15 protein-coding genes are annotated in these 19,679 nt (G+C 61.2%); 9 read left to right on the top strand and 6 right to left on the bottom strand.

Annotated features, from left to right (window positions below):
- Positions 1–2: 2 nt before the first annotated feature.
- Complete coding sequence (locus tag ABH15_RS01050; protein WP_128692516.1) at positions 3–1,667, bottom strand: DUF977 family protein; 1,665 nt, start codon at positions 1,665–1,667, stop codon at positions 3–5.
- A gap of 625 nt (positions 1,668–2,292) precedes the next feature.
- On the opposite strand from ABH15_RS01050, the gene ABH15_RS01055 reads away from it, so the two are divergent.
- The 5 genes from ABH15_RS01055 to ABH15_RS01075 all read left to right on the top strand — a co-directional run bounded on the left by ABH15_RS01055 (position 2,293) and on the right by ABH15_RS01075 (position 9,645).
- Positions 2,293–5,607 (top strand): PAS domain S-box protein, encoded by a 3,315-nt coding sequence (locus ABH15_RS01055; RefSeq protein WP_128692517.1) that lies wholly within the window; start codon positions 2,293–2,295, stop codon positions 5,605–5,607.
- A gap of 66 nt (positions 5,608–5,673) precedes the next feature.
- On the top strand, positions 5,674–7,386 hold the full coding sequence (locus ABH15_RS01060; RefSeq protein ID WP_128692518.1) for a uracil-xanthine permease family protein: 1,713 nt from the start codon (positions 5,674–5,676) through the stop codon (positions 7,384–7,386).
- A gap of 84 nt (positions 7,387–7,470) precedes the next feature.
- Positions 7,471–7,827, top strand: coding sequence for an STAS domain-containing protein (locus ABH15_RS01065; protein WP_128692519.1), 357 nt, complete (start codon positions 7,471–7,473; stop codon positions 7,825–7,827).
- A gap of 31 nt (positions 7,828–7,858) precedes the next feature.
- Positions 7,859–9,220, top strand: a complete 1,362-nt coding sequence (locus tag ABH15_RS01070; protein WP_128692520.1) for a PP2C family protein-serine/threonine phosphatase — start codon at positions 7,859–7,861, stop codon at positions 9,218–9,220.
- On the top strand, positions 9,217–9,645 hold the full coding sequence (locus tag ABH15_RS01075; RefSeq protein ID WP_128692521.1) for an ATP-binding protein: 429 nt from the start codon (positions 9,217–9,219) through the stop codon (positions 9,643–9,645). Before ABH15_RS01070 ends, ABH15_RS01075 begins: the two co-directional genes overlap by 4 nt.
- Before the next feature lie 6 nt (positions 9,646–9,651).
- On the opposite strand, the gene ABH15_RS01080 is transcribed toward ABH15_RS01075, so the two are convergent.
- Positions 9,652–11,133, bottom strand: coding sequence for a sensor histidine kinase (locus ABH15_RS01080; protein ID WP_128692522.1), 1,482 nt, complete (start codon positions 11,131–11,133; stop codon positions 9,652–9,654).
- Positions 11,134–11,291: 158 nt separating this feature from the next.
- Between ABH15_RS01080 and ABH15_RS13750 the strand changes: the two genes are divergently transcribed.
- Complete coding sequence (locus ABH15_RS13750; RefSeq protein WP_128692523.1) at positions 11,292–11,921, top strand: hypothetical protein; 630 nt, start codon at positions 11,292–11,294, stop codon at positions 11,919–11,921.
- On the opposite strand, the gene ABH15_RS01090 is transcribed toward ABH15_RS13750, so the two are convergent.
- Positions 11,918–12,745 (bottom strand): nucleoside 2-deoxyribosyltransferase, encoded by an 828-nt coding sequence (locus ABH15_RS01090; protein ID WP_128692524.1) that lies wholly within the window; start codon positions 12,743–12,745, stop codon positions 11,918–11,920. The genes ABH15_RS13750 and ABH15_RS01090 overlap by 4 nt on opposite strands.
- Positions 12,746–12,781: 36 nt before the next feature.
- Between ABH15_RS01090 and ABH15_RS01095 the strand changes: the two genes are divergently transcribed.
- Positions 12,782–13,279 carry a DUF367 family protein gene (locus ABH15_RS01095; RefSeq protein WP_128693206.1) on the top strand — a complete coding sequence of 166 codons (498 nt, stop codon included), beginning with the start codon at positions 12,782–12,784 and terminating at the stop codon, positions 13,277–13,279.
- Positions 13,280–13,306: 27 nt separating this feature from the next.
- On the opposite strand, the gene ABH15_RS01100 is transcribed toward ABH15_RS01095, so the two are convergent.
- On the bottom strand, positions 13,307–14,746 hold the full coding sequence (locus tag ABH15_RS01100) for a PKD domain-containing protein (protein ID WP_241647961.1): 1,440 nt from the start codon (positions 14,744–14,746) through the stop codon (positions 13,307–13,309).
- Between the two features lie 354 nt (positions 14,747–15,100).
- On the opposite strand from ABH15_RS01100, the gene ABH15_RS01105 reads away from it, so the two are divergent.
- A complete protein-coding gene (locus ABH15_RS01105) occupies positions 15,101–16,945 on the top strand; it encodes a hypothetical protein (protein ID WP_128692526.1) in 1,845 nt (614 codons plus the stop codon).
- Positions 16,946–16,962: 17 nt separating this feature from the next.
- Positions 16,963–18,168: a nickel pincer cofactor biosynthesis protein LarC gene (gene larC / locus ABH15_RS01110; RefSeq protein WP_128692527.1), complete on the top strand. Its 1,206-nt coding sequence runs from the start codon at positions 16,963–16,965 to the stop codon at positions 18,166–18,168.
- On the opposite strand, the gene ABH15_RS01115 is transcribed toward larC, so the two are convergent.
- On the bottom strand, positions 18,143–18,838 hold the full coding sequence (locus ABH15_RS01115; protein WP_128692528.1) for a DUF72 domain-containing protein: 696 nt from the start codon (positions 18,836–18,838) through the stop codon (positions 18,143–18,145). The two genes, larC and ABH15_RS01115, sit on opposite strands and share 26 nt — an antisense overlap.
- 54 nt (positions 18,839–18,892) lie before the next feature.
- On the bottom strand, positions 18,893–19,630 hold the full coding sequence (locus tag ABH15_RS01120) for an SAM-dependent methyltransferase (RefSeq protein ID WP_128692529.1): 738 nt from the start codon (positions 19,628–19,630) through the stop codon (positions 18,893–18,895).
- Positions 19,631–19,679 lie beyond the last annotated feature (49 nt).

Consider the following 19,679-nt stretch of genomic DNA (forward strand, 5'->3'; position numbering starts at 1 on the left):
GGCTATTCGCCAACCTCTTCACCAGAGCTGACCATCGCCACGACCTTTCCGGCAGCGTCGCGGAGCAGGGTGTTGTGCCACAGGATCTGCCGCTCGTCGCCGCCCTTCGTCAGCACCGGGCTCACTTCGGACGCCGGCGGTTCGGCATCCCCCGCCATCAGCCGGAGGAAGTTGGCGCCGAGTCGCTCGCGGAGCCGCTCGGGGACGATAGCTCCAAACCAGTCCTTCCCGACGAGTTCCGCTTCGGTATACCCAAGGATCCGGCAGCCTTTCCGATTCATCAGCTCGATCCGGGCGTCGGCGCCGACCACGGCGATCATCACCCCCGCAACGTCGAGATAACTCTGCGCACGGTCGCGCTGGGCGACGAGGAGATCTTCGGCGATCTTCCGGTCGGTGACGTCCTCGGCGATCCCGAGTATATACTTCGCTTCGCCCCGGGAGTCAGAGATCGGCACCTTCTTGACCCGGAGGATCCGTCCACTCCCATTCCCGACCTGGAACGTCTTCTCCGACAGGCTGTGGGCGTCATCCCCGAGGAACGCCGCCATATCTTCGGGGAAGAGTTCTGCCGCCCGCTTGCCCGCCATATCCTCGCTCGTCCTTCCCAGGAGTTCTACGGCGGCGTGGTTGAAGAAGACGAACGTCTGTTCTTTGACCTCTTTGACGAAGACCATGCTCGGGATATTGTTCACGACGGAGTACAGGAACGATTTCCACTTCTTCACCCGCCGGATGGCATGCCTCCGGTCGGTGATATCACGGCAGACGAACCGGTATCCGGTGAACTCGCCGATGATATCGAAGACCGCCGTTCCGTTGGCCTCGAGGAATACCAGATGGCCGTCTTTATGGAGCATGGTGCATTCAAAAAGGGTCGAGGCCGGCGTCCCGGCGCTCAGCGACCGAAGCCAGTCCCGTGCCCGATCCGCATCGGCGGGCGCCATGAAATCGCACGGGGTCTTCCCGACCATCTCCTCGGGGGCATAACCAAGAAGATCGCTGCTCTTCGGACTGACGTAGGTGAAGGTGCCGCCCTCATTCAGGTTCCAGATAAGATCGTTGATATTCTCGACGAGGGCACGGAACATATTCTCGCTCTCCAGAAGCGCCTCCTCGGCCTGCTTCTTCTCGGAGATATCCTCGAGAATGATCGTCACCCCGGGCGAACCGTCGTTGAAGACGGTCGGGAGGATCTTGATCCTGAAGAAGAAGACCTCGGTCTGCCGGACGAACCGGAGCTCCTCGACGAAATCGGTGCCGCCCAGCGCCTGTGCGATCCTCGTCCGGATCAGCGGGTGATCGAAGGCGGCGAGCGGCGAGCGGGCCATCTCTTTCCCGAGGAGGTCGTCGCGGTCTCCCCCGGCAAACGAGCAGGCCGCATCGTTCGCCTGCATGATCCGGGTTTCACGATCAAGTACCACGACGATATCGGACGAGAAATTCAGCATGGCGGAGATGGGTACCCGCTGGGAGAGGAAGAAGACTTTCGCCTTCCCGTAGGTTCTCATCTCCGCCTGACCGGAGATGAGCAGGATATCGAGGTAGCGGGATACGGTATTTCTATTGATGCCAACGGCTGCGGCGATGTCGGTCACCGACATTCCTCGCGGATTCGCCTTCAGCAGACCGATTATCGGAGAGAGTTCGTCAGAATACGGATCCATGCCATACTATCATTCGCCGGGATGGGTATTAGTGCTTTGTTTGTTGCACACCATAACGCAAGCCATAACGAATGCGCTAATGCTTCAGTTAATGCAATGCAATAAAGGAAATATTTATATAAGTATCCCACCAACACTTGATCCCCAGAGTCAGAAGAGATACGGGGAATCTCTCCGGACATGTGGCATGACCACATGTCTGATCTGGCATGTTCGGCCGGAGTCGGCACAACTCCGGTCAAACGGGCACCATTACCACCAAACGTCAGGGCTCCCGCACCACCTCCCGAATCAGGGGGGTTAGCGGACCCACACCTCTCTACCGAAACAACAGCATCCAAAGCACGGGAGGGCGGTCGGCACAGCCGCCCTCCCCGTAACGTCCCATGGTTATCACACACCTCATCACCCCCCTCGGAGAATATCTGTCCGGCACTATGCCGGCAATCCATTCTTTTTCTAACCGCATTCTCAAAGAGGGCGAGCACCGGATCGGCACATTTCCGGAAACTCAGATATAACGTTAACGAAGTTCAACAACGCCACCCATCGGACTTTTTAGATATCTTTATACTGTGAAAACCGCAAGTCCTACTTACTGACCCCGCCGTCACAGGGATTTTCCATGATTTCAGTACTGCATGTTGACGACGAGCCCGCACTCCTCGATATAACCCGGCTTTTCCTCGAGAGAAATAAAGAGATTACCGTTGACGTAAGCACATCCGCCAGAGAAGCGCTCGATTTGCTCACGACCCGCAGGTTCGACGTCATCGTGTCCGATTATGAGATGCCCCTGATGAACGGAATAGAGTTCTTAAAGCAACTCAAAGCACAGGGCAACGACACCCCGTTCATCATCTTCACCGGAAGAGGGCGGGAGCACGTCATCATCGAAGCGCTTAACAACGGTGCGTCGTTCTACCTCCAGAAGGGCGGCGATCCGAAGTCCCAGTTCGCCGAACTGAAGCACATGATCGAGCAGGCCGTCGAACGGAAGAGAGTGGACGAGGCGCTCAAGGCGAGCGAAGAGCGCTACCGCGCCGTCGTCGAGAGCCAGACCGAACTCATCTGCAGGTTCCACCCCGACGGAACCCTCGTCTTTGCAAACGACGCCTTCTGTCGCTACTACGGCAGGGAGAAGTGCACCGGGCTGATTGGCAGACGGTTCTTCCCGAAGATCCCCGACGAGGAGCAGGAACTCATCAAGCGGCATTTCGCGTCCCTGACGCTCGATTCTCCGGTCGGGACCATCGAGCACCGGGTTCTTATGCCGGACGGCACGACACGGTGGCAGCAGTGGAGCGACCGGGCGCTCTTCGACGAAGAAGGGCAGATTATCGAGTTCCAATCAGTGGGACGAGATGTCACCGATCGGAAGTTCGCCGAAGAAGCTCTGAAGGAGTCGGAGACGAAGTTCAAGGTTCTCGCCGAAAAGTCACTCGTCGGCGTGTATATCATCAGGAACGGCGTCTTCACCTACGTCAACCCCCGATTTGCCCGTATCTTTGGTTACCGGGTCGACGAGATGGTAGGGAGAATCGGGTTCGACGAACTGACCCTCCCGGACGATCTTCCCATCGTCCGGGAGAAGATACGGAAGATCTCCGGCGAGCAGGATTATCCGCACTTCGAGTTCCGGGGAGTCCGGAAAGACGGCGAGGCGATCACCCTCGAGGTCTACGGATCGGAGACCGCTATCCAGGGGACCCAGAGGATCATCGGGACACTCCTCGACATCTCCGACCGGAAGAAGATGGAGGTCTCCTTAAAGGAGAAGGTCAACTACGTCCAGGCGCTGATGGACACCATTCCGGCGCCGGTCTTCTACCGCAACACCGACGGCGTCTACCAGGACTGCAACCGCGCCTTCGAGGAACTCGTCGGCCTTCAGAAAGAGGCGATCATCGGCAAGACCATCTGGGACTTCTTCCCGAAGTTCTACGCCGACCACTACAAGTACAAGGACGACCTGATCGTCGCGCACCCCCACGTCCAGCGCTACGAGTTCGAACTCCAGAACACCCGGGGCGAGAAATACGACGTCCTCTTCTCAAAGACCGCTCTCTTCCGGGCGGACGGGAGCGTCGCCGGGATCGTCGGCGTCATCATGGACATCTCCGACCGGAAGAAGATGGAGGTCTCCTTAAAGGAGAAGGTCAACTACGTCCAGGCGCTGATGGACACCATTCCGGCGCCGGTCTTCTACCGCGACACCGACGGCGTCTACCAGGACTGCAACCGCGCCTTCGAGGAACTCGTCGGCCTTCCGAAGGAGGAGATCCTCGGCAAAACAATCCACTACTTCTTCCCGAAGGAGTATGCCGACATCTACAAAGAGAAGGACAATCTCATCATCAGCCATCCGCATATCCAACGCTACGAGTTCGCCATCACCGATGCCCGGGGAGCCGTTCACGACGTTCTCTTCTCAAAGACCGCTCTCTTCAGGGCGGACGGGGGCGTCGGCGGTATCGTCGGTGCGATCCTCGACATCTCCGACCGGAAGAAGATGGAGGTCTCCTTAAAGGAGAAGGTCAACTACGTCCAGGCGCTGATGGACACCATTCCGGCGCCGGTCTTCTACCGCAACACCGACGGCGTCTACCAGGACTGCAACCGCGCCTTCGAGGAACTCGTCGGCCTTCAGAAAGAGGCGATCATCGGCAAGACCATCTGGGACTTCTTCCCGAAGTTCTACGCCGACCACTACAAGTACAAGGACGACCTGATCGTCGCGCACCCCCACGTCCAGCGCTACGAGTTCGAACTCCAGAACACCCGGGGCGAGAAATATGACGTCCTCTTCTCAAAGACCGCCCTCTTCCGGGCGGACGGGAGCGTCGCCGGGATCGTCGGCGTCATCATGGATATCTCCGACCGGAAGAAGATGGAGAAGGCTCTCCGGGAGAGCGAAGAGAAGTTCCGGACGCTGGCCGACTTCACTTACGACTGGGAATCCTGGCTCGGGCCTGAAGGAAACTACCTCTACGTCTCGCCGTCTTGCGAGCGGATCACCGGGTACACCGCAGAAGCATTCCTCGCCGATCCCCACCTGACCGAGAAGATCACCTTCCCCGGAGACCGGGCGATGGTGGCGCACCACTACAACGAGATCTGGAAGACGAGTGACGGAGTGCACCATCTGGACTTCCGGATCGTTACGCCGTGCGGCGAGACCCGCTGGATAAGCCACTACTGCCAGCCGGTCTACCGCGAGGACGGGAGCTGGCTCGGCCGCCGTGAGAACAAGCGGGACATCACCCACCGGAAGATCGTGGAAGAAGCGCTCCAGCAGGCTAACCGGAAATTAAACCTCCTCTCGAGCGTCACCCGCCACGACGTCCTCAACCAGCTCACCGCGCTTGCCGGATACCTCGAGCTTTCGAAGGATTACGTCGCCGATCCGTTCTTCTTCGAGATGATCGAGAAGGCGGAGCTTGCTGCGGGCACCATCAGGCACCAGATCACCTTCACCAAGGATTACCAGGACATCGGTGTCCACACTCCGACATGGCAGAACCTGAACAGAGTGGTGGAGCAGACGGCAGCGATCCGGAGCGCCGGTGCCGAGGTTTCGATCGCGGCTGATTATGTCGGTCTCGAGATCTACGCCGACCCGCTCCTCCAGAAGGTCTTCTCAAATCTCCTCGATAACGCGGCGAGGCATGCCGGCACCATCAGCAGGATCACGTTCTCGTGCTCGGAATCGGAAGAGGGTCTAACGCTCTTCTGCGAGGATGACGGGGTAGGGGTTCCCGATGCGGAGAAGAGCACGATCTTCGAGCGGGGCAGGGGACGAAACACCGGATACGGCCTTTTCCTCGCGCAGGAGATCCTCTCCATCACCGGGCTTTCCATCCGGGAGACAGGAGTGCCCGGAGAGGGAGCCCGATTCGAGATCCACGTCCCGCGGGGGGCGTACCGGTTCACTGCGTGACAGGGCATCGAATGCCGGTAATCCGCCGGGAGACTGCAGACCAGGTGCATAGGAGCCGAACCACCCGTGTCACAGAAACCACAGAACCTCGTTTACGGAGTTGAAGACCCGCTCCCGCTTCCGACCGCACTGCTGCTCGGGCTCCAGCACGTCTTCGTGATGGCCACGGCGTTCATCTTTCCAGTCGTCATCGTCAGGAGCTTTGGCGGGACGGCAGAGCAGGCCGTTTTCATGGTCACCATGTCCATCCTCGCGGGCGGTGTCGGGACGATCCTCCAGGCGCTCCGAAAAGGAGGCATGGGTTCGGGGTATCTCTGCCCGGCGGTCTGCGGGCCGTCGTATCTCTCCGCATCACTCCTTGCGGCGCAGACCGGGGGGCTCTCGCTCGTCTACGGCATGACGGCAGTCGCCGGTCTCTTCGAGGTCTTTTTCTCCCGGCTCATGCATCGCCTGCGCGTCCTGTTCCCCGCCGAGGTCATCGGAGTCGTCGTCGCCCTCGTCGGGATCGCCGTCATCCCGGTAGCAGTCCCGAACTTCCTCGGGATAGCACCGGGAGATAGCGTAACCGAGGCACTCGAACTGCTCGTCGCGGGAGTCACCCTCGGAACGATGGTCGCGATAAGCGTCTGGAGCAGGGGAAAAATCCGTCTCTACTCGGTTCTTATCGGTATCGCCTTCGGGTATATCCTCGCTGCCGCGACCGGCATCCTCGATGGGGCAGCGATCGCGAGGATCCTCGACGCACCCCTGCTCGCATTCCCCGACCTCAGCCACCTCGGGTGGTCGTTCGATGCAGCCCTGCTCATCCCCTTCATCATCGCCGTCCTCTGCTCGTCCTTAAAGTCTATAGGCGATCTGACGACCTGCCAGAAGATCAACGACGCCGACTGGAGACGGCCGGACATGCGGAACATCGGCAGCGGTATCCTCGCGGACGGCTCTTCAGCGCTCTTTTCCGGGCTTGTCGGTGGGATGGGGCAGTCAACCTCCTCGAGCAACGTCGGCCTCTCAGTCGGCACCGGTGCCACAAGCAGGGCAATCGCCTTTGCCGCAGGCGCTCTCCTCATCGCACTGACGTTCTTCCCGAAACTGGCATCGGTCTTCGTCATCATGCCGAGCCCCGTCATGGGAGCGGGACTTGTCTTTGTCGCCGCATTTATGATCGTCAACGGGCTGCAGATCATCATGTCCCGGATGATGGATACGCGAAAGACCTTTGTTATCGGGTTCGCGTTCATCTTCGGCCTCTCGGTCGACATCTTCCCGGAGTTCTTCATTGCTCTTCCCACATCGGTGCAACCCGTCTTCAGTTCGTCGCTCGCCCTCGGAACCGCCACAGCGCTCATTCTCAATCTCATCTTCCGGATCGGGATCGCCCGGCGAAAGACACTGCGCCTCGAACCCGGAACCGACTTCTCCGATACTGTCTTTTCGTTCTTCGAGGCAATGGGAGGCACCTGGGGCGCTCGCAAAGAGGTGATCCAGCGCGCTGAATCGGCGGTAAACGAACTCATGGAAGCAATCGTCTTCCTGGGTCTGACCCGGGAGACAGTCCGGGCCGAGATCACATTCGAGGAGGATTCACTCGATATCGATGTCAGGTACCCGGGAAAACCGCTTGACCTTTCACCGGGAGGAGCTCCCACCGATACCGATCTTCTCGAAGACGAAAACGCCCTTGCCAGGCTCTCTGCGTTCCTGATACGGAAGTACGCGGATGTGGTCACCACGGACGTCCGGGACGGAGAGTGCCGGATCAGGCTGCACTTCGACCACTGACCGGTAAAAATGGCTTCTGCACCGGAATGTCCTGCAGTAACGAAAGTAAAGACCTATCTAGCCACAGAGCACACTAAAAGATGAATGAGCGGGAATCTGGAGATCACCGAACGGCACGAGGGGGAAGTGGCGATCGTCTCCCTGAAAGGGAGGCTTGACGCCGCATCGAGCCAGGATGCCGAACAGCGGATGAACGGGCTGATCGACGCGGGCAGCAGAGCGATCCTGGTCAACCTCTCGGGTCTCGACTATATCAGCAGTTCCGGTCTGCGTGTGCTGCTTGCCTCATTAAAGCGGCTGAAGAAGACCGGCGGGAACCTCCACCTCGCGGAGCCGAAACCTGCGGTCAGAGATGTCTTCACCATGGCAGGTTTTCACCGGATCTTCACCATCCACGACGACGAAGCATCGGCACTGAACAGCTTTAGCGCGGAATTCTGAACCGGCCGTCGCCACCACCGGAAGATCCAGCATGGCATCGGCACTCACCGAGCTCTCCTTCATCCTCCTCCAGATGATCTGCGTCATCGTGGTGGTCGCCTACCTGATCACCAGGAGCGGGGCATTCACCGAGATCCTCGACAAGACCTTCACCTGGAAGAATCAAGCGATTCTTATCCTTGTTTTCGGCGCCATCTCGATATACGGGACTGAGAGCGGTGTTGCGATCATGGGCGCCGTCATCAACGTCCGCGACCTCGGTCCGATGGTCGGCGGGCTCGCCGCCGGGCCAATCGTCGGTCTCGGCGCCGGCCTTATCGGGGCTGCGTATCGCGCAACACTTGGTGGATTTACGGTCGTCCCCTGCGTAATTGCCACAATTCTCGCCGGAATCTTCGGCGGCACGATATATCTCCTGAATAATCGCAATTTTATCGGAGCACAGGGTGCCGTCCTCTTTGCCGTGGGGATGGAAGCACTCCACATGGGGCTTGTCCTCGTCATCTGCCGGCCATTCGAACAGGCTTGGAGTATCGTCGGGCAGGTAGCCTTCCCGATGATCCTCGCCAACGCCGCCGGAGTCTTCATCTTCGCCTTCATCATCGGCAACCTGATCACCGAACGGCAGACGAAGGCGGAACGGGATGCGTACTTCTCCGAGCTCGAGCGGAAGCGCGCCGAGCTGCAGATCGCCCACGATATCCAGATGAGTTTTCTGCCCGAGAAACTCCCCCGCGTACCCGCGTACGACCTTGCCGCAATGAGCCTTCCGGCAAAAGAGGTCGGCGGAGACTTCTACGATGCCATCCCGCTCCCCGACGGGCGGCTCGGGATTGTTATGGCGGACGTCTCAGGGAAGGGTGTCCCCGCCGCCCTCTTCATGGCGCTCTCGCGGACGGTCGTGCGTGCCCACGCCCGGCACAGCGGGGCAAAGGACGCCATTCAGGATGCGAATATCCTCATCGCGGAGGATTCAAAGTCAGGGATGTTCGTCACGCTCTTCTACGGGGTCGTCGACGCGGCACGGCTGACGATGACCTACGTCAACGCCGGACACAACCCCCCCCTGCTCTTCCGGGACGGTGAACCCCGGGAATTGAAAGCGACCGGGATCATCCTCGGGGTTATGGAGGACGCCGAGTACGAGGAGCAGACGGTCGATCTTCGAGCCGGGGATCTGCTGCTCCTCTACACCGACGGCGTAACCGAGGCTATAGACCCGGACGATAAGCAGTTCGGGGAAGAACGGCTGATCGCCACCGTGCAGGAGTGCCGGCACCTCCCTTCAAGCGAGATCGTCGAACGGATACAACAGGCGGTTTTCGCCTTCTGCGGACGCGAACCGCAGTTCGACGACCTGACGCTGATGGTGCTGAAGGTGAGCGGCCCATGACGCTCTCCGCACGGCTCACCGTCCCGGCAGACCTCGAGAACCTCTCGGTGATCGCCGGGTTCCTCGAAGAGACCCTGGAGGAGGCGGGGTGCTCCGCCGAGACGCTCTTTGCCGTGCAGCTCGCGGTCGACGAGGCCTGCAGCAACACGATTCTGTACGGTTACCCCGGAGGAGAGAGGGGAGCAATCACGATCACCTGCGAAGTAGATGCGGATGAGGTCAGGGTAATGCTCGCCGATGACGGGCGGCCGTTCAACCCGCTCAACGCCCGCGAACCCGACCTGACCGCCGGACTTGAGGAGCGGAAGATCGGCGGACTCGGCGTTCACTTCATCAAAAGCGTCATGGACAGCGTCACGTACGCATATTCGGAAGAAAAGAACGTACTTCTGCTCGTAAAACGGGAGTCCACGCCGGGCAGGTGACCCGTATCATACAGGCGCAGGTTTCAGCCGCACCAGAATTGCGGTACCTGCCCCCGTGTCGCCCGGAACCCTGTTCTCCGCCCGTATATCCCCGTCGTAGCGCTCCACGAGCATTCTGCTGATGTAGAGGCCCAGGCCGCTGCCCGGCTCCCTGCTCTCGCCCCGCTGGAAGCGATTGAAGACCGCGTCTTTCAGGGCATCGGGGATACCGGGGCCGGTATCCCCGACAACGACGGTGACCTCGCCGTCCCGCTCCTCAACACCGATGGTGATAGCGACGTCTGTCCCGCCGAACTTGAGGGCGTTTCCGATGAGGTTTCCAAAGACCTCCGGAAGGAGATCGTCCGCCCAGACAGTCACTGCCGTGCCCGTATACCGGACATGCGCACCGGGATAGTGACCGATCGCGGTTCGTATCGCGGCATCGAGGTTCACCGGCCGGAGCCTGGCCTCCGGGTCACGGAGGGAGCGGAGCCGGCTGACTCCGGCGATGATAGCCGAGCTCTGTTCAATCCCCACACGAACGCGCCGGACATACTCCCGCTCCGCATCGCCGGCGAGCTCCTCGAGCACCTCCGTATACCCGAGGGCAACGGCATTGGCGTTATTGATATCGTGGGTCATGAGGTCGAGGTAGAGGTTCGCCTCCCGGGATGCCGCTTCCAGCCGTTCCTGGAGCATGGCACGAGAGATCACACCGCCAACCTCCTCGCCGATCGCTTCGAGCGTGCTCTTTTCAAGGTCGGTGAACCGGTGGAAACTGCTGCTTGCAATATGGATCGACCCGATCACCCGCCCGCCGACGGTGACCGGAATGCCCGCGAGCGAGAAGACCCCGAGTTCGCCGGACTCGTGGGAGACGTTGAGGTACTTCTCGGCGTAGCAGGGCCGCCCTTCGAGGAAGACCTCGCGGTAGTGGGGGGTGCAGATATCGACCGTGAGCACATCGGGGAAGTAGAGGTCGTAAAGACCGAAGAATGCCTTCAGATCCGCACGCTTGAACCGCGGATCCACAAGGTATACAGCGCCCGCATCGAAGTCCATCAGCTCGACGGTCTGCTGCAGCACCGTCTGCAGGACCTCCCCCGACGCCACCGGCGAGGCGCTCGCACGCATGATCCGGTTGATAACACCGATCCGCCGGTTGCAGGAGTGGAGTTCCTCCTCCACCACGGCAGCGGGGCCTGTTTCCGTAACGGTAAGAAGGATGTGCTCCCCCTGCCCGTCCCTGGTCACGGGGAGAAGACGACTCTCGACCGCGAAGCTGCGCAGGTCTCCCGCTCTACCTCTCCAGGCAGCGGTACGATACCCCTCCCGGAGATCGCCTTCGGAGAGTGCCCTGACCGCCTCGTCCCTATCCTCCGGAAAGAGCAGATTCAGGGCGGGGTTTGTATAGACCGGCCGGCCGGCTCCGTCAAGAACCAGCAAAGGAACGGTGAGTCTCGCGAGAGCTTCCGCAGGGTCGAACGGCAGTGTCGGATCGGTCATGCCAGAGAGGTATTCGGCCTGATCCGCGAAATGCTTATCTGTGGCTGGACCAGAACAGGAAACCAGATAGAATCAGAAAAACGGCGATACTGGAGGTTGCCTTGAATCGCAACCATAATTAGATATCTTTTTTCATACGGAATACGACATTGCCTCATATGCAGATCAGAGGTATCGTACTCATCGCCTGCATCCTGATCGCCGCCACGGCGTTTGCAGGATGCACGGGAACCGTGCAGCAGCCGGCCGAAACGCCGACGGCGACGCCCACACCCGAACCGACCACCGCGGCGCCCACGCCGACACCGGAGCCGGAGCCCTACCCGGACGCTCTCGCCGTGGACGAGTTCTACCACTACGGCACGAACGAGACCGGACGCGAGGTCACCGTCGATCGCTATATGCTGCAGGACTCATACCGGATTCACCACCCCGACTGGGGGATGCGTGAGACGGTCGTATCGCCCGCCGCCGGAAACCAGTTCCTCTTCGTCTACCTGAAAGTGAAGCATGCAGGTACCGCAAAGGAGCTCTACACACCGTATCCAGGCAGCATCTACGCCGTTGCCGACGGTGTCTCCTACTCCCATCGCGCTGACCGTGCCGAGTCCGTCACCACGGTGCTGGACGCCCGCGGGATAGAGGATTACACGTTCCAGAAGATCTACAAGACGCAGACCATCGACGGATTCCTGATCTATGAGATTCCGGCATCGGTGACTGCCGGGGACATATACATCGCCATGAACCTCGGCAACGACGAGGTGGCGGCCTTCGACCTCGCCTAGGCGAGGGGCGAGTCCAGAGCCACCGGAAGATCCTCTTTTTTCAGCACCACTACCGCCGACTCCTCCAGCATCAGGTTCACGCATTCGTGCCGCCCTGCCATCCGGAAGTCGGTTCGAAGGACGATTACCGGTTTTCCGAGCGCATAGGCGTATCCCATCTCCCAGGCTGTTCCGGAATCCGCATCAGCACCGTCACAGACCGCGACGACGATGTCGGCCTCTCGGAGCGCCCGGACATGCCGGTCGAAGATGGCGCGGTGCTCTTCCCTGTCCCGGCAGGAGCTGTTATCGCCAACCTCCTGCGGGAGGTAGACGTCGAAGAGGTGCCGGGTGAGGAGATCGTAGAGCACCAGGTTGTAGGCCAGCTCGGCTTCGGTGAAGAGCGGGCCTGCGAGGTAGATCCGGTGGCGGGCGAAGGTCTTCACGTCAAATGCACGGATATCGGAAAACCGTGCCAGAAACGCACCGCGTCCAGGCTGTTTTTCCGATGAGTAGTAGGTGGCGGTCACCCCGCAGGCCGGCGACGAGTCCACACCGACGATGCAGAGCGGTTCTCCCCGCTCGTGGACGATTTTCCTGACCTGTTCTGCAAGGTCGTCCAGGAGCGCCTCGAACGCCGGTGTCGCGAGGCGATCGAGGTACGACCCCGGGGAGCGATCGGTACCGAGGTAGATCGACTCCGGGCAGGGAAGGGCGACGACCTCGATACCGAACTTCCTGCACCGCTCAAGAGCGCGTGAAAACCACTGCTTATCCTCTTCGGTCGTGATGCCCCGGGCACGGCAGGCCGGGTTTAGAATACAGGGGCTGACAAGCACGTACATTGATAGGAGATGGGCTTTCAGATCATAACAAGACCGATGATACCGCTCTACGCCTACCGCGACAACACCTGCGATCCCCGGAAGTGCACCATGAAAAAGCTGGCGAGCCGCGGCCTTGTCAAAATCGTGACCCGCCTGCCGGATATCCCCCGCACGACGCTGCTCCTCGACCCGACAGCGGAGCAGGCGGTCTCACCGGCTGACCGGGCGCTCCCCTCCGTCACGGCGCTCGACTGCTCGTGGGAGGTCCTCGATACCGGAGCCGTGAGCAGATGGCGGAACCGGCGGGCACTCCCGTTCCTCGTCGCCGCCAATCCCGTCAACTTCGGCCGGCCGTTCCGGCTCACCTCAGTAGAGGCGATGGCGGCAGTGCTCGTTATCCTCGGTGAACAGGAGCAGGCGGTACGGATCCTCGAACCGTTCCGGTGGGGGCTCCGATTCCTCGAGGTGAACCACGACCCGCTCGAGGAGTACGCAGCGGCACGCAACAGCAGCGAGGTCGTGGCGATCCAGGCACTCTATATGGGCGACTGACCGTGCAGGAGACGGGGGTGAACCCCGTCAGTGCAGGGTTTCAAAGCCGGGGATCCCGAGGGTATGTTTTGCGAGGTACATTGCATCCGCAAGCGTCAAAACGCCGTCGCCGGTGACCTCGGCGGCAGGAGACGCCCCGAAGGCATACCCGGACACCCCGAGCAGGGAGCGGGCGAGACAGGTCGCATCGTAGAGGGTCACCCGACCATCGCCCGAGAGATCACCGTTCCTGACGACCGTCAGGGGAACGGCGACCGACGAGTTCACAGCCCCACTCTTCTCCATGACGGTCACGCCGAGCCCGACCGACCGGTAGGTGCCGTTTTCGTGCGGCGATGCGGCCGTTGCCGCGATCTGTACCGTCCAGTGCCCGTCCTCCGCCTGCATCATCGGCATTGAGACCGGCCCGCCGATCGCGGAGAGATTGACCGTGACCGTCTCGATACCGCTACCACCGGTGACGGTCACCCCGAGCCTCGAAGACTCGCCCCAGGCCGGAGCCCCGTCGGTATCGACGGCGATGAGTCCCGGCGAGGCGGTTGGGAAAGAGACAGCGAGCGGGGAGGTGACAGTGATGAGATCGGTCCGGGTGACCGTATCAGTTCCAGCGGCATTCCCGGTCGTCAGCGTTACCGAGTAGGTGCCGGGCACGGTGTAGATGTGTGCCGGATGCTGCTCCGTCGAGACCGCACCGTCCCCAAGATCCCACGTCCACGAGGTCGGGCTCCCGGTCGAGGTGTCGGTGAAGGCGACGGCAAGCGGCGCTGCCCCGCTCACGGGAGACGCGATGAAAGCGGCTGCCGGAAGCGGGGAGTCCTGCGAGGAACCGGCACCGATCGTGATCTCCTGTCTGGCGAGGTCGAGATCGTCGACGGAAACTTCGACGAGAACACTCCCGTTCGTCACGCCCTCGAGCCCGAACGTGAGCGAGGCGACATCGACGCTGCTCGTAATCCCGCCGATCTCGAGAAGGAGGTCGGCAGTTGCGGCATCGGCCTCTGCTGTTCCGAAAACCTTCACCGAGCTTACCGTGGTGCCGGATGCGATATTACCGATACCCTGCGTCAGTTCGGCGATACCGCCGTCCGCGAGCACGGCCATGCTGATCGGGAACCATCCGAAGGTAGCTTTGATACCTGCCTGCGTCACCGGCTCTGCCCTGATATGGATGCGGGAAGAGTCGAGCGAGAACGGGATTCGAAGATTCGTGGCTTTTAAGAAGAAGTCCTGCTGACCGTCGAGGTCTATCGCCGAGGCGATCCGGATAGAGAAACGGCTCCCGTCGGTAAGGTTGTAGACGGAGACCGTGACGCTGTCACCTTCCTCGATCTGGCAAGGGCCGATCGTGACGGCCGGAGCGTCAGAAGCGGGTGTCATGGTGGTGGGATCCACCGCCAGAACACCCTGCGTGATAAACCCCATGAGGAGCGTGAGAATGACAATGCCCCCTGGGCGGATGAATCTCACACACGCGTTCTCATTCCCTCGTACACAGGGGGAGCGTAACCCCCTATCAGATAAGTGGCTCATCAAGTATTTATGCCAATCCGTTTTTAATAACCGTTGTTTATGGCGATTTTTGCCGAACGGATGGATATTATGCCGTAGTTCCAGGCGACCAATGCCGAATAGGGAAACGATCGTACGGCACGGGAAACGAATGATCGATCCGTCCCGGATATTAGATGCAGGACGTTTCCCGGATCTGCTGCTACAAAGAGCCGCCGCACCTTCCTTATCTCCCCTCAGAAGTCCGCCGGAGCCGCATCTTTTTATATGAGGGGAACAAGGGTTCAAATATCACGACAGGAGGTACCCGGAATGATCGAAGAGAGAGAGACGATGCTGCTCGCCACGGTGAGCGCCACAACCTTCAAACCCGATTATATGACGAATGATAAACTGGAGGCGGCAACCAGGGGGCATGGCGCGCTCGTCATTCCCGTATTCTGCGCGGCGAACTCCCTTGCAGAGGATATCTTCTGTAGTGCCGGGGCGCCGGAGATGCACCTCCTCGACCGGATGGCGGTGCTCGACGCCGCAGCACCGCACCTACCGCTCGATATGGTGATCGAGAAGGCAGTGCGGGAAGCGAAACTGGCGGGCGCTGCCCCTGAAAACGCAGCTCTCATCGTCGCAGCGCTCGCTTACTTCAGCGGGAGCTGCGCCCGTTCCGGGGTGCCGCTCGGAAACCGGAAACTCGGTGCCATCGCCCGGATGCACGCCGGGGCAGGACGGACGAGTGCGATCGCCCTGACCACGAACAAGTTCACCCACCGGGTGCCCGCTTTCCCGGCGTATCTTGCGATCTACGAGCAACTGATGGAGGGGAAGCTGACCCGGGTGGACGGGTCGGTGCTCCCGCCATTTGTGGCCGGCGGCGGCGTTTACGGCCACGCAGCCCTTGGTGAGGACTATAACATCCCCGAACTCGCCCGGAACGCGGCGAAGGTCGGCACCGAAGCGATGATGAAGAGCATGGTTGGTGCCGGGATCACACCCTATCCCCTCTGGCCGGCCCTCATCGCCTCGGCCGTTACCATGGAGCTCGTCCACCCCGACGCACTCCTCGGTGAGGAATTCGGCTCATTCGGAAAGGTCGATTCCGCATATCTCGCCGGAAAAGGTGCCGTAGAGGCAGCAGGGCTCCCTGATAAACTCCACATGCGGGGGACGGGCGAGGAGTACGACACCGCCCGGATCGTCGGCGACTTCGGATTGATCCTGAAAGATATCGGCGGCCCCTCCGTCATCGGGTCTATGGCCATGAACGAGATCTTCGCAGGCTTTGCAGAGTCCGCCATGATCGGCGCAGGGTTCTCGGGCGGCCCCGTGAACGTGCCGCTCGGCCACCTCGCAGGCGACACCCTCCCGGCGCTGCGGCTCATGGTGAAGTACAACGGCGATATCCATCAGACGGCGGAGGCGATTAAAAACTACAAGAAGGAGTCGTTCATCGACCCGGAGATCGCCCTGACCGCGCTCAACACCATCGCGAGGAAGGCCGAACAGGTCTCCCGGGGCTCGATCACCGCGGCATGCATCCTCGCAACCGAACCGGTCCGCGACCGGGCGATCTATCGCCGGGCGGTGAAGACCTACGAGATGATGAAAGAGGGCAGATCCGTCGAGGATGTCGCCCACGCCCTTGACGCCGAACGGCTTGCTTATGTCGAGAAACGGGGTTCTGCGATCCTCTCCGGCTTTACCGGAAAGTCGATCGAGTTCAAGTTCACCGAGATCGCACCCCAGGCCAGAAGGACGGATCGCTTTACTGCGAAGTTCTGGGGATTCGACGCGAAGGCGTCGTACGACGTCACCATCGACGGGAAGAAATACCATATCGAGAACCTGACGGCAAAAGTCGTCCCCGAGTATGTCCTCGAAGGGAAGGGGCGGGACGACCCGAACATGGGGACGGCAATCTTCGCCGGAGCCGTCCTCCTGCAGGAGCTCCAGTATATCGGCCACACCATCATCAACCTCACCGTTCCGGCCGCCATGGCAGCCCTGCTCGGCATGGACGCTGCAGAGGCAGGGAAAAGAGCTGCGCAGGGAGCCTACCTGACGAACGCCATCCCCGGCGGACGGGAGACGGCCACGGAAGTCGCCGGTCTTGCACAGAAGATCTACACGCGCCTGAACGAACCGATGCCTGAGGCTTAAGTCACGCCACGGATACCATGAAGGCACTCGTTATCGACCCGAAGATCGCAGGGATAGCGGGAGATATGCTCCTCGCCTCCCTCATCGATCTCTCGGGCTCTGCCGATCTCCTTGACCCGCTGGCCGGAGCAATTGCCGACCTCGACCACTGCCGGCAGTTCTCGTTCACCCCGCGGGAGGTCGACGCCGGCGGAATTACGGCGGTGCGCCTCGATATCCGGATCGAAGAGGAACGCTCCGGAAACGACGGCGATCTCCGGCAGTCACTTCTCGGAGTGGCCGAGACCATCGGGCTCCCGGAACGCGCAAAAACCCGGGCGCTCTCGGTACTCGACGATCTCGTCGCTGCAGAGGCAAAGCTCCACCGCACCGGGTTCCACCATCACGAGATCGCCTCCGTCGACACAATCTTTGATATTCTCGGCCCGCTGCTCCTCCTCGAAGACCTCGAGTTCCTCGACGGGATCATCTACGCAACCCCGCCCGCTCTCGGCGGCGGGTCTATCCGGACGGCTCACGGGGATATCGCGTGCCCTGCTCCGGCGACGCTGGAGGTGCTCTCCCGGCACCGGATCCCGTATACCTCCCTCCCGGTGGAGATGGAACTGACGACGCCGACGGGAGCGGCGATCCTCGCGGCGCTCGCGGAGAAGGTCGTCGATCCCTACCCCCCCATGACCCCGATCCGGGTCGGCTACGGCACCGGTACCCGACTGATCGACGGCAGACCGAACGTCCTCCGGGTCGTCGAGGGCGAGGTCGCACCGGCGGCACGGCGCCGGGTGGTGATGCTCGAGACGAACCTCGACGATATCTCCGGCGAGACGGTCGGCTATGTCGTCGAGCGGCTTATGGACGAAGGGGCCATCGACGTCTTCGTCACCCAGGCCATCGGGAAGAAGAACCGGCCGGTCTCCGTCTTCTCAGTCATGGTGCACGAACGGGACGCCGACCGGATGCTCACCCTGCTCATGGCCGAGACCGGCACGCTCGGTGTTCGTATCCAGGAAATTCCGAAGGTCGTGGCGCACCGGTCAAAAGAGTCAATCCCGGTCGCCGTCGACGGCAGGACGTTCCCGGTCAGAGTGAAGACGTCGAGGCTGAACGGCCGGATTATCGCGAGGAAACCGGAGCACGACGACCTCGCCGCCATCGCCCGGGAACTCGGGATCCCCCTCCGCGACGTCGCAGAGACGGTCAGGCGGCAGATACCCGGGGCGTGATCAGGCCGGACATCGCCCGGGCGTTCCTGAGCATGGCGTGGTCGTTGTTGAAGAAGATATACGCACGGCCGGGGTCGACCCGGCAGATCGCGTCCCGGATCTCCCGGAGTTCCTCTTCGGAATAGTCGTGCCGGTACCAGTCGGTTCTCCCGTGCATCCGGAGGTAGACGATCTCTCGGGGGAAGATCCTTCTCTGGAAGTCCGGGGAGTCGACCGAGACGAGGGTGACCTCCTCCGAGAGCCGGCAGCAGACTGCGTCGTCCCCGAGGAGAGCGGGATTCCTGATCTCGAGGGCGAACCGCTCCAGAAGGTCGGTCTTCCGGGCAAATGAGAGCAGTCTCTCGGCGTCGTGCATCCGGGGCGGCGCCTGAAAGAGGTAGAAATCTACGAGGTCGTCCATGGGTTCCAGACGGTCGCGGAACCGCTTCCAGACCTCGAAGGCATTGTCGTTGAAGAGGTGCCGGTGCGTCACCGACCGGTTGACTTTCACGCTCCAGCGAAGACGCGAACCGGCCTCTTCCCACGCTGCTACGGCAGATTCCGATGGAAACCGGTAGAAACTCATGTTCAGCTCGACGGCGCTGAGCCCCGACGCTTCGACGTACCACGCGAGGCTCGCACCCTCATTCCAGTCGTACGCCCACCCGCTCGTACCGACATATATGTCCATACCCGCCGTTGCAGAGACGGGAGGGATAAATAGTTGTGGTTAACAGTCGGGGGTCTACCAGATACCGGGCACGAAGACGTAGATCGCCCAGCCCATGTACTCGCGCCCGTAGCCGAAGTACTCTTCCTGGAGGCGGCGGAAGTAGCCCGCGATCTCCTCCCGCTCCGGGTGGTCGGGGTTGGCGGAGAGCCAGGCGAGAAGCGACTGCCAGATACCCGACTCGTAGCGGTCCCAGTCGTCCTCGCTCGCCCGCAGGACGGCGGCAAGGTCGAGCCCGGCGTCTCTGGCCGTGCCGAGGATCTCGTACTCGGTCGGGACACTGCTCCATTCCCGTGCAAACTCCGCCGGCACCCGGTCGTGCCGCCAGTAGCGGTCGCCCATGATGATCGCCCCGTCGTCGTGCACGAGGTCGAGCATCGCGTGAAGAGCAGGCTCAAACCCGTTCCAGATATGTGATGCTCCGATACAGGAGGCTCCGTCGAAGGGCGTCTCCGAGATGTAGGCGGCGGCATCAGTGCAGAGAACCTCTATCCGGTCGGCGAGCCCGGCCTCTGCAAGCAGGCCGCGTGCCTGCCCGCAGGCGCTCTCCCGGAGTTCGAGCCCGACGCCGGAGATCCCATAGGCTTCACCCCAGAGCGCGAGAGTCGTGCCGTTCCCCGAGCCCACGTCGATGATACGGCTCGCGTTGTTCCACCCGGCGGCTTTGCCTGCGGCAAGCAGTTTCTCAGGCGTTGTCGGGTTCATGATCGGCAGCGCTCCCTGCGATATGGTGACGATATCATTGACATTCATACTGGTGATCTCCGGAGGATGAGGTGGAACCGAATCGATGATGAAGGGA

The organism is Methanoculleus taiwanensis (assembly GCF_004102725.1).
In the GTDB taxonomy this organism is placed as follows: domain Archaea; phylum Halobacteriota; class Methanomicrobia; order Methanomicrobiales; family Methanoculleaceae; genus Methanoculleus_A; species Methanoculleus_A taiwanensis.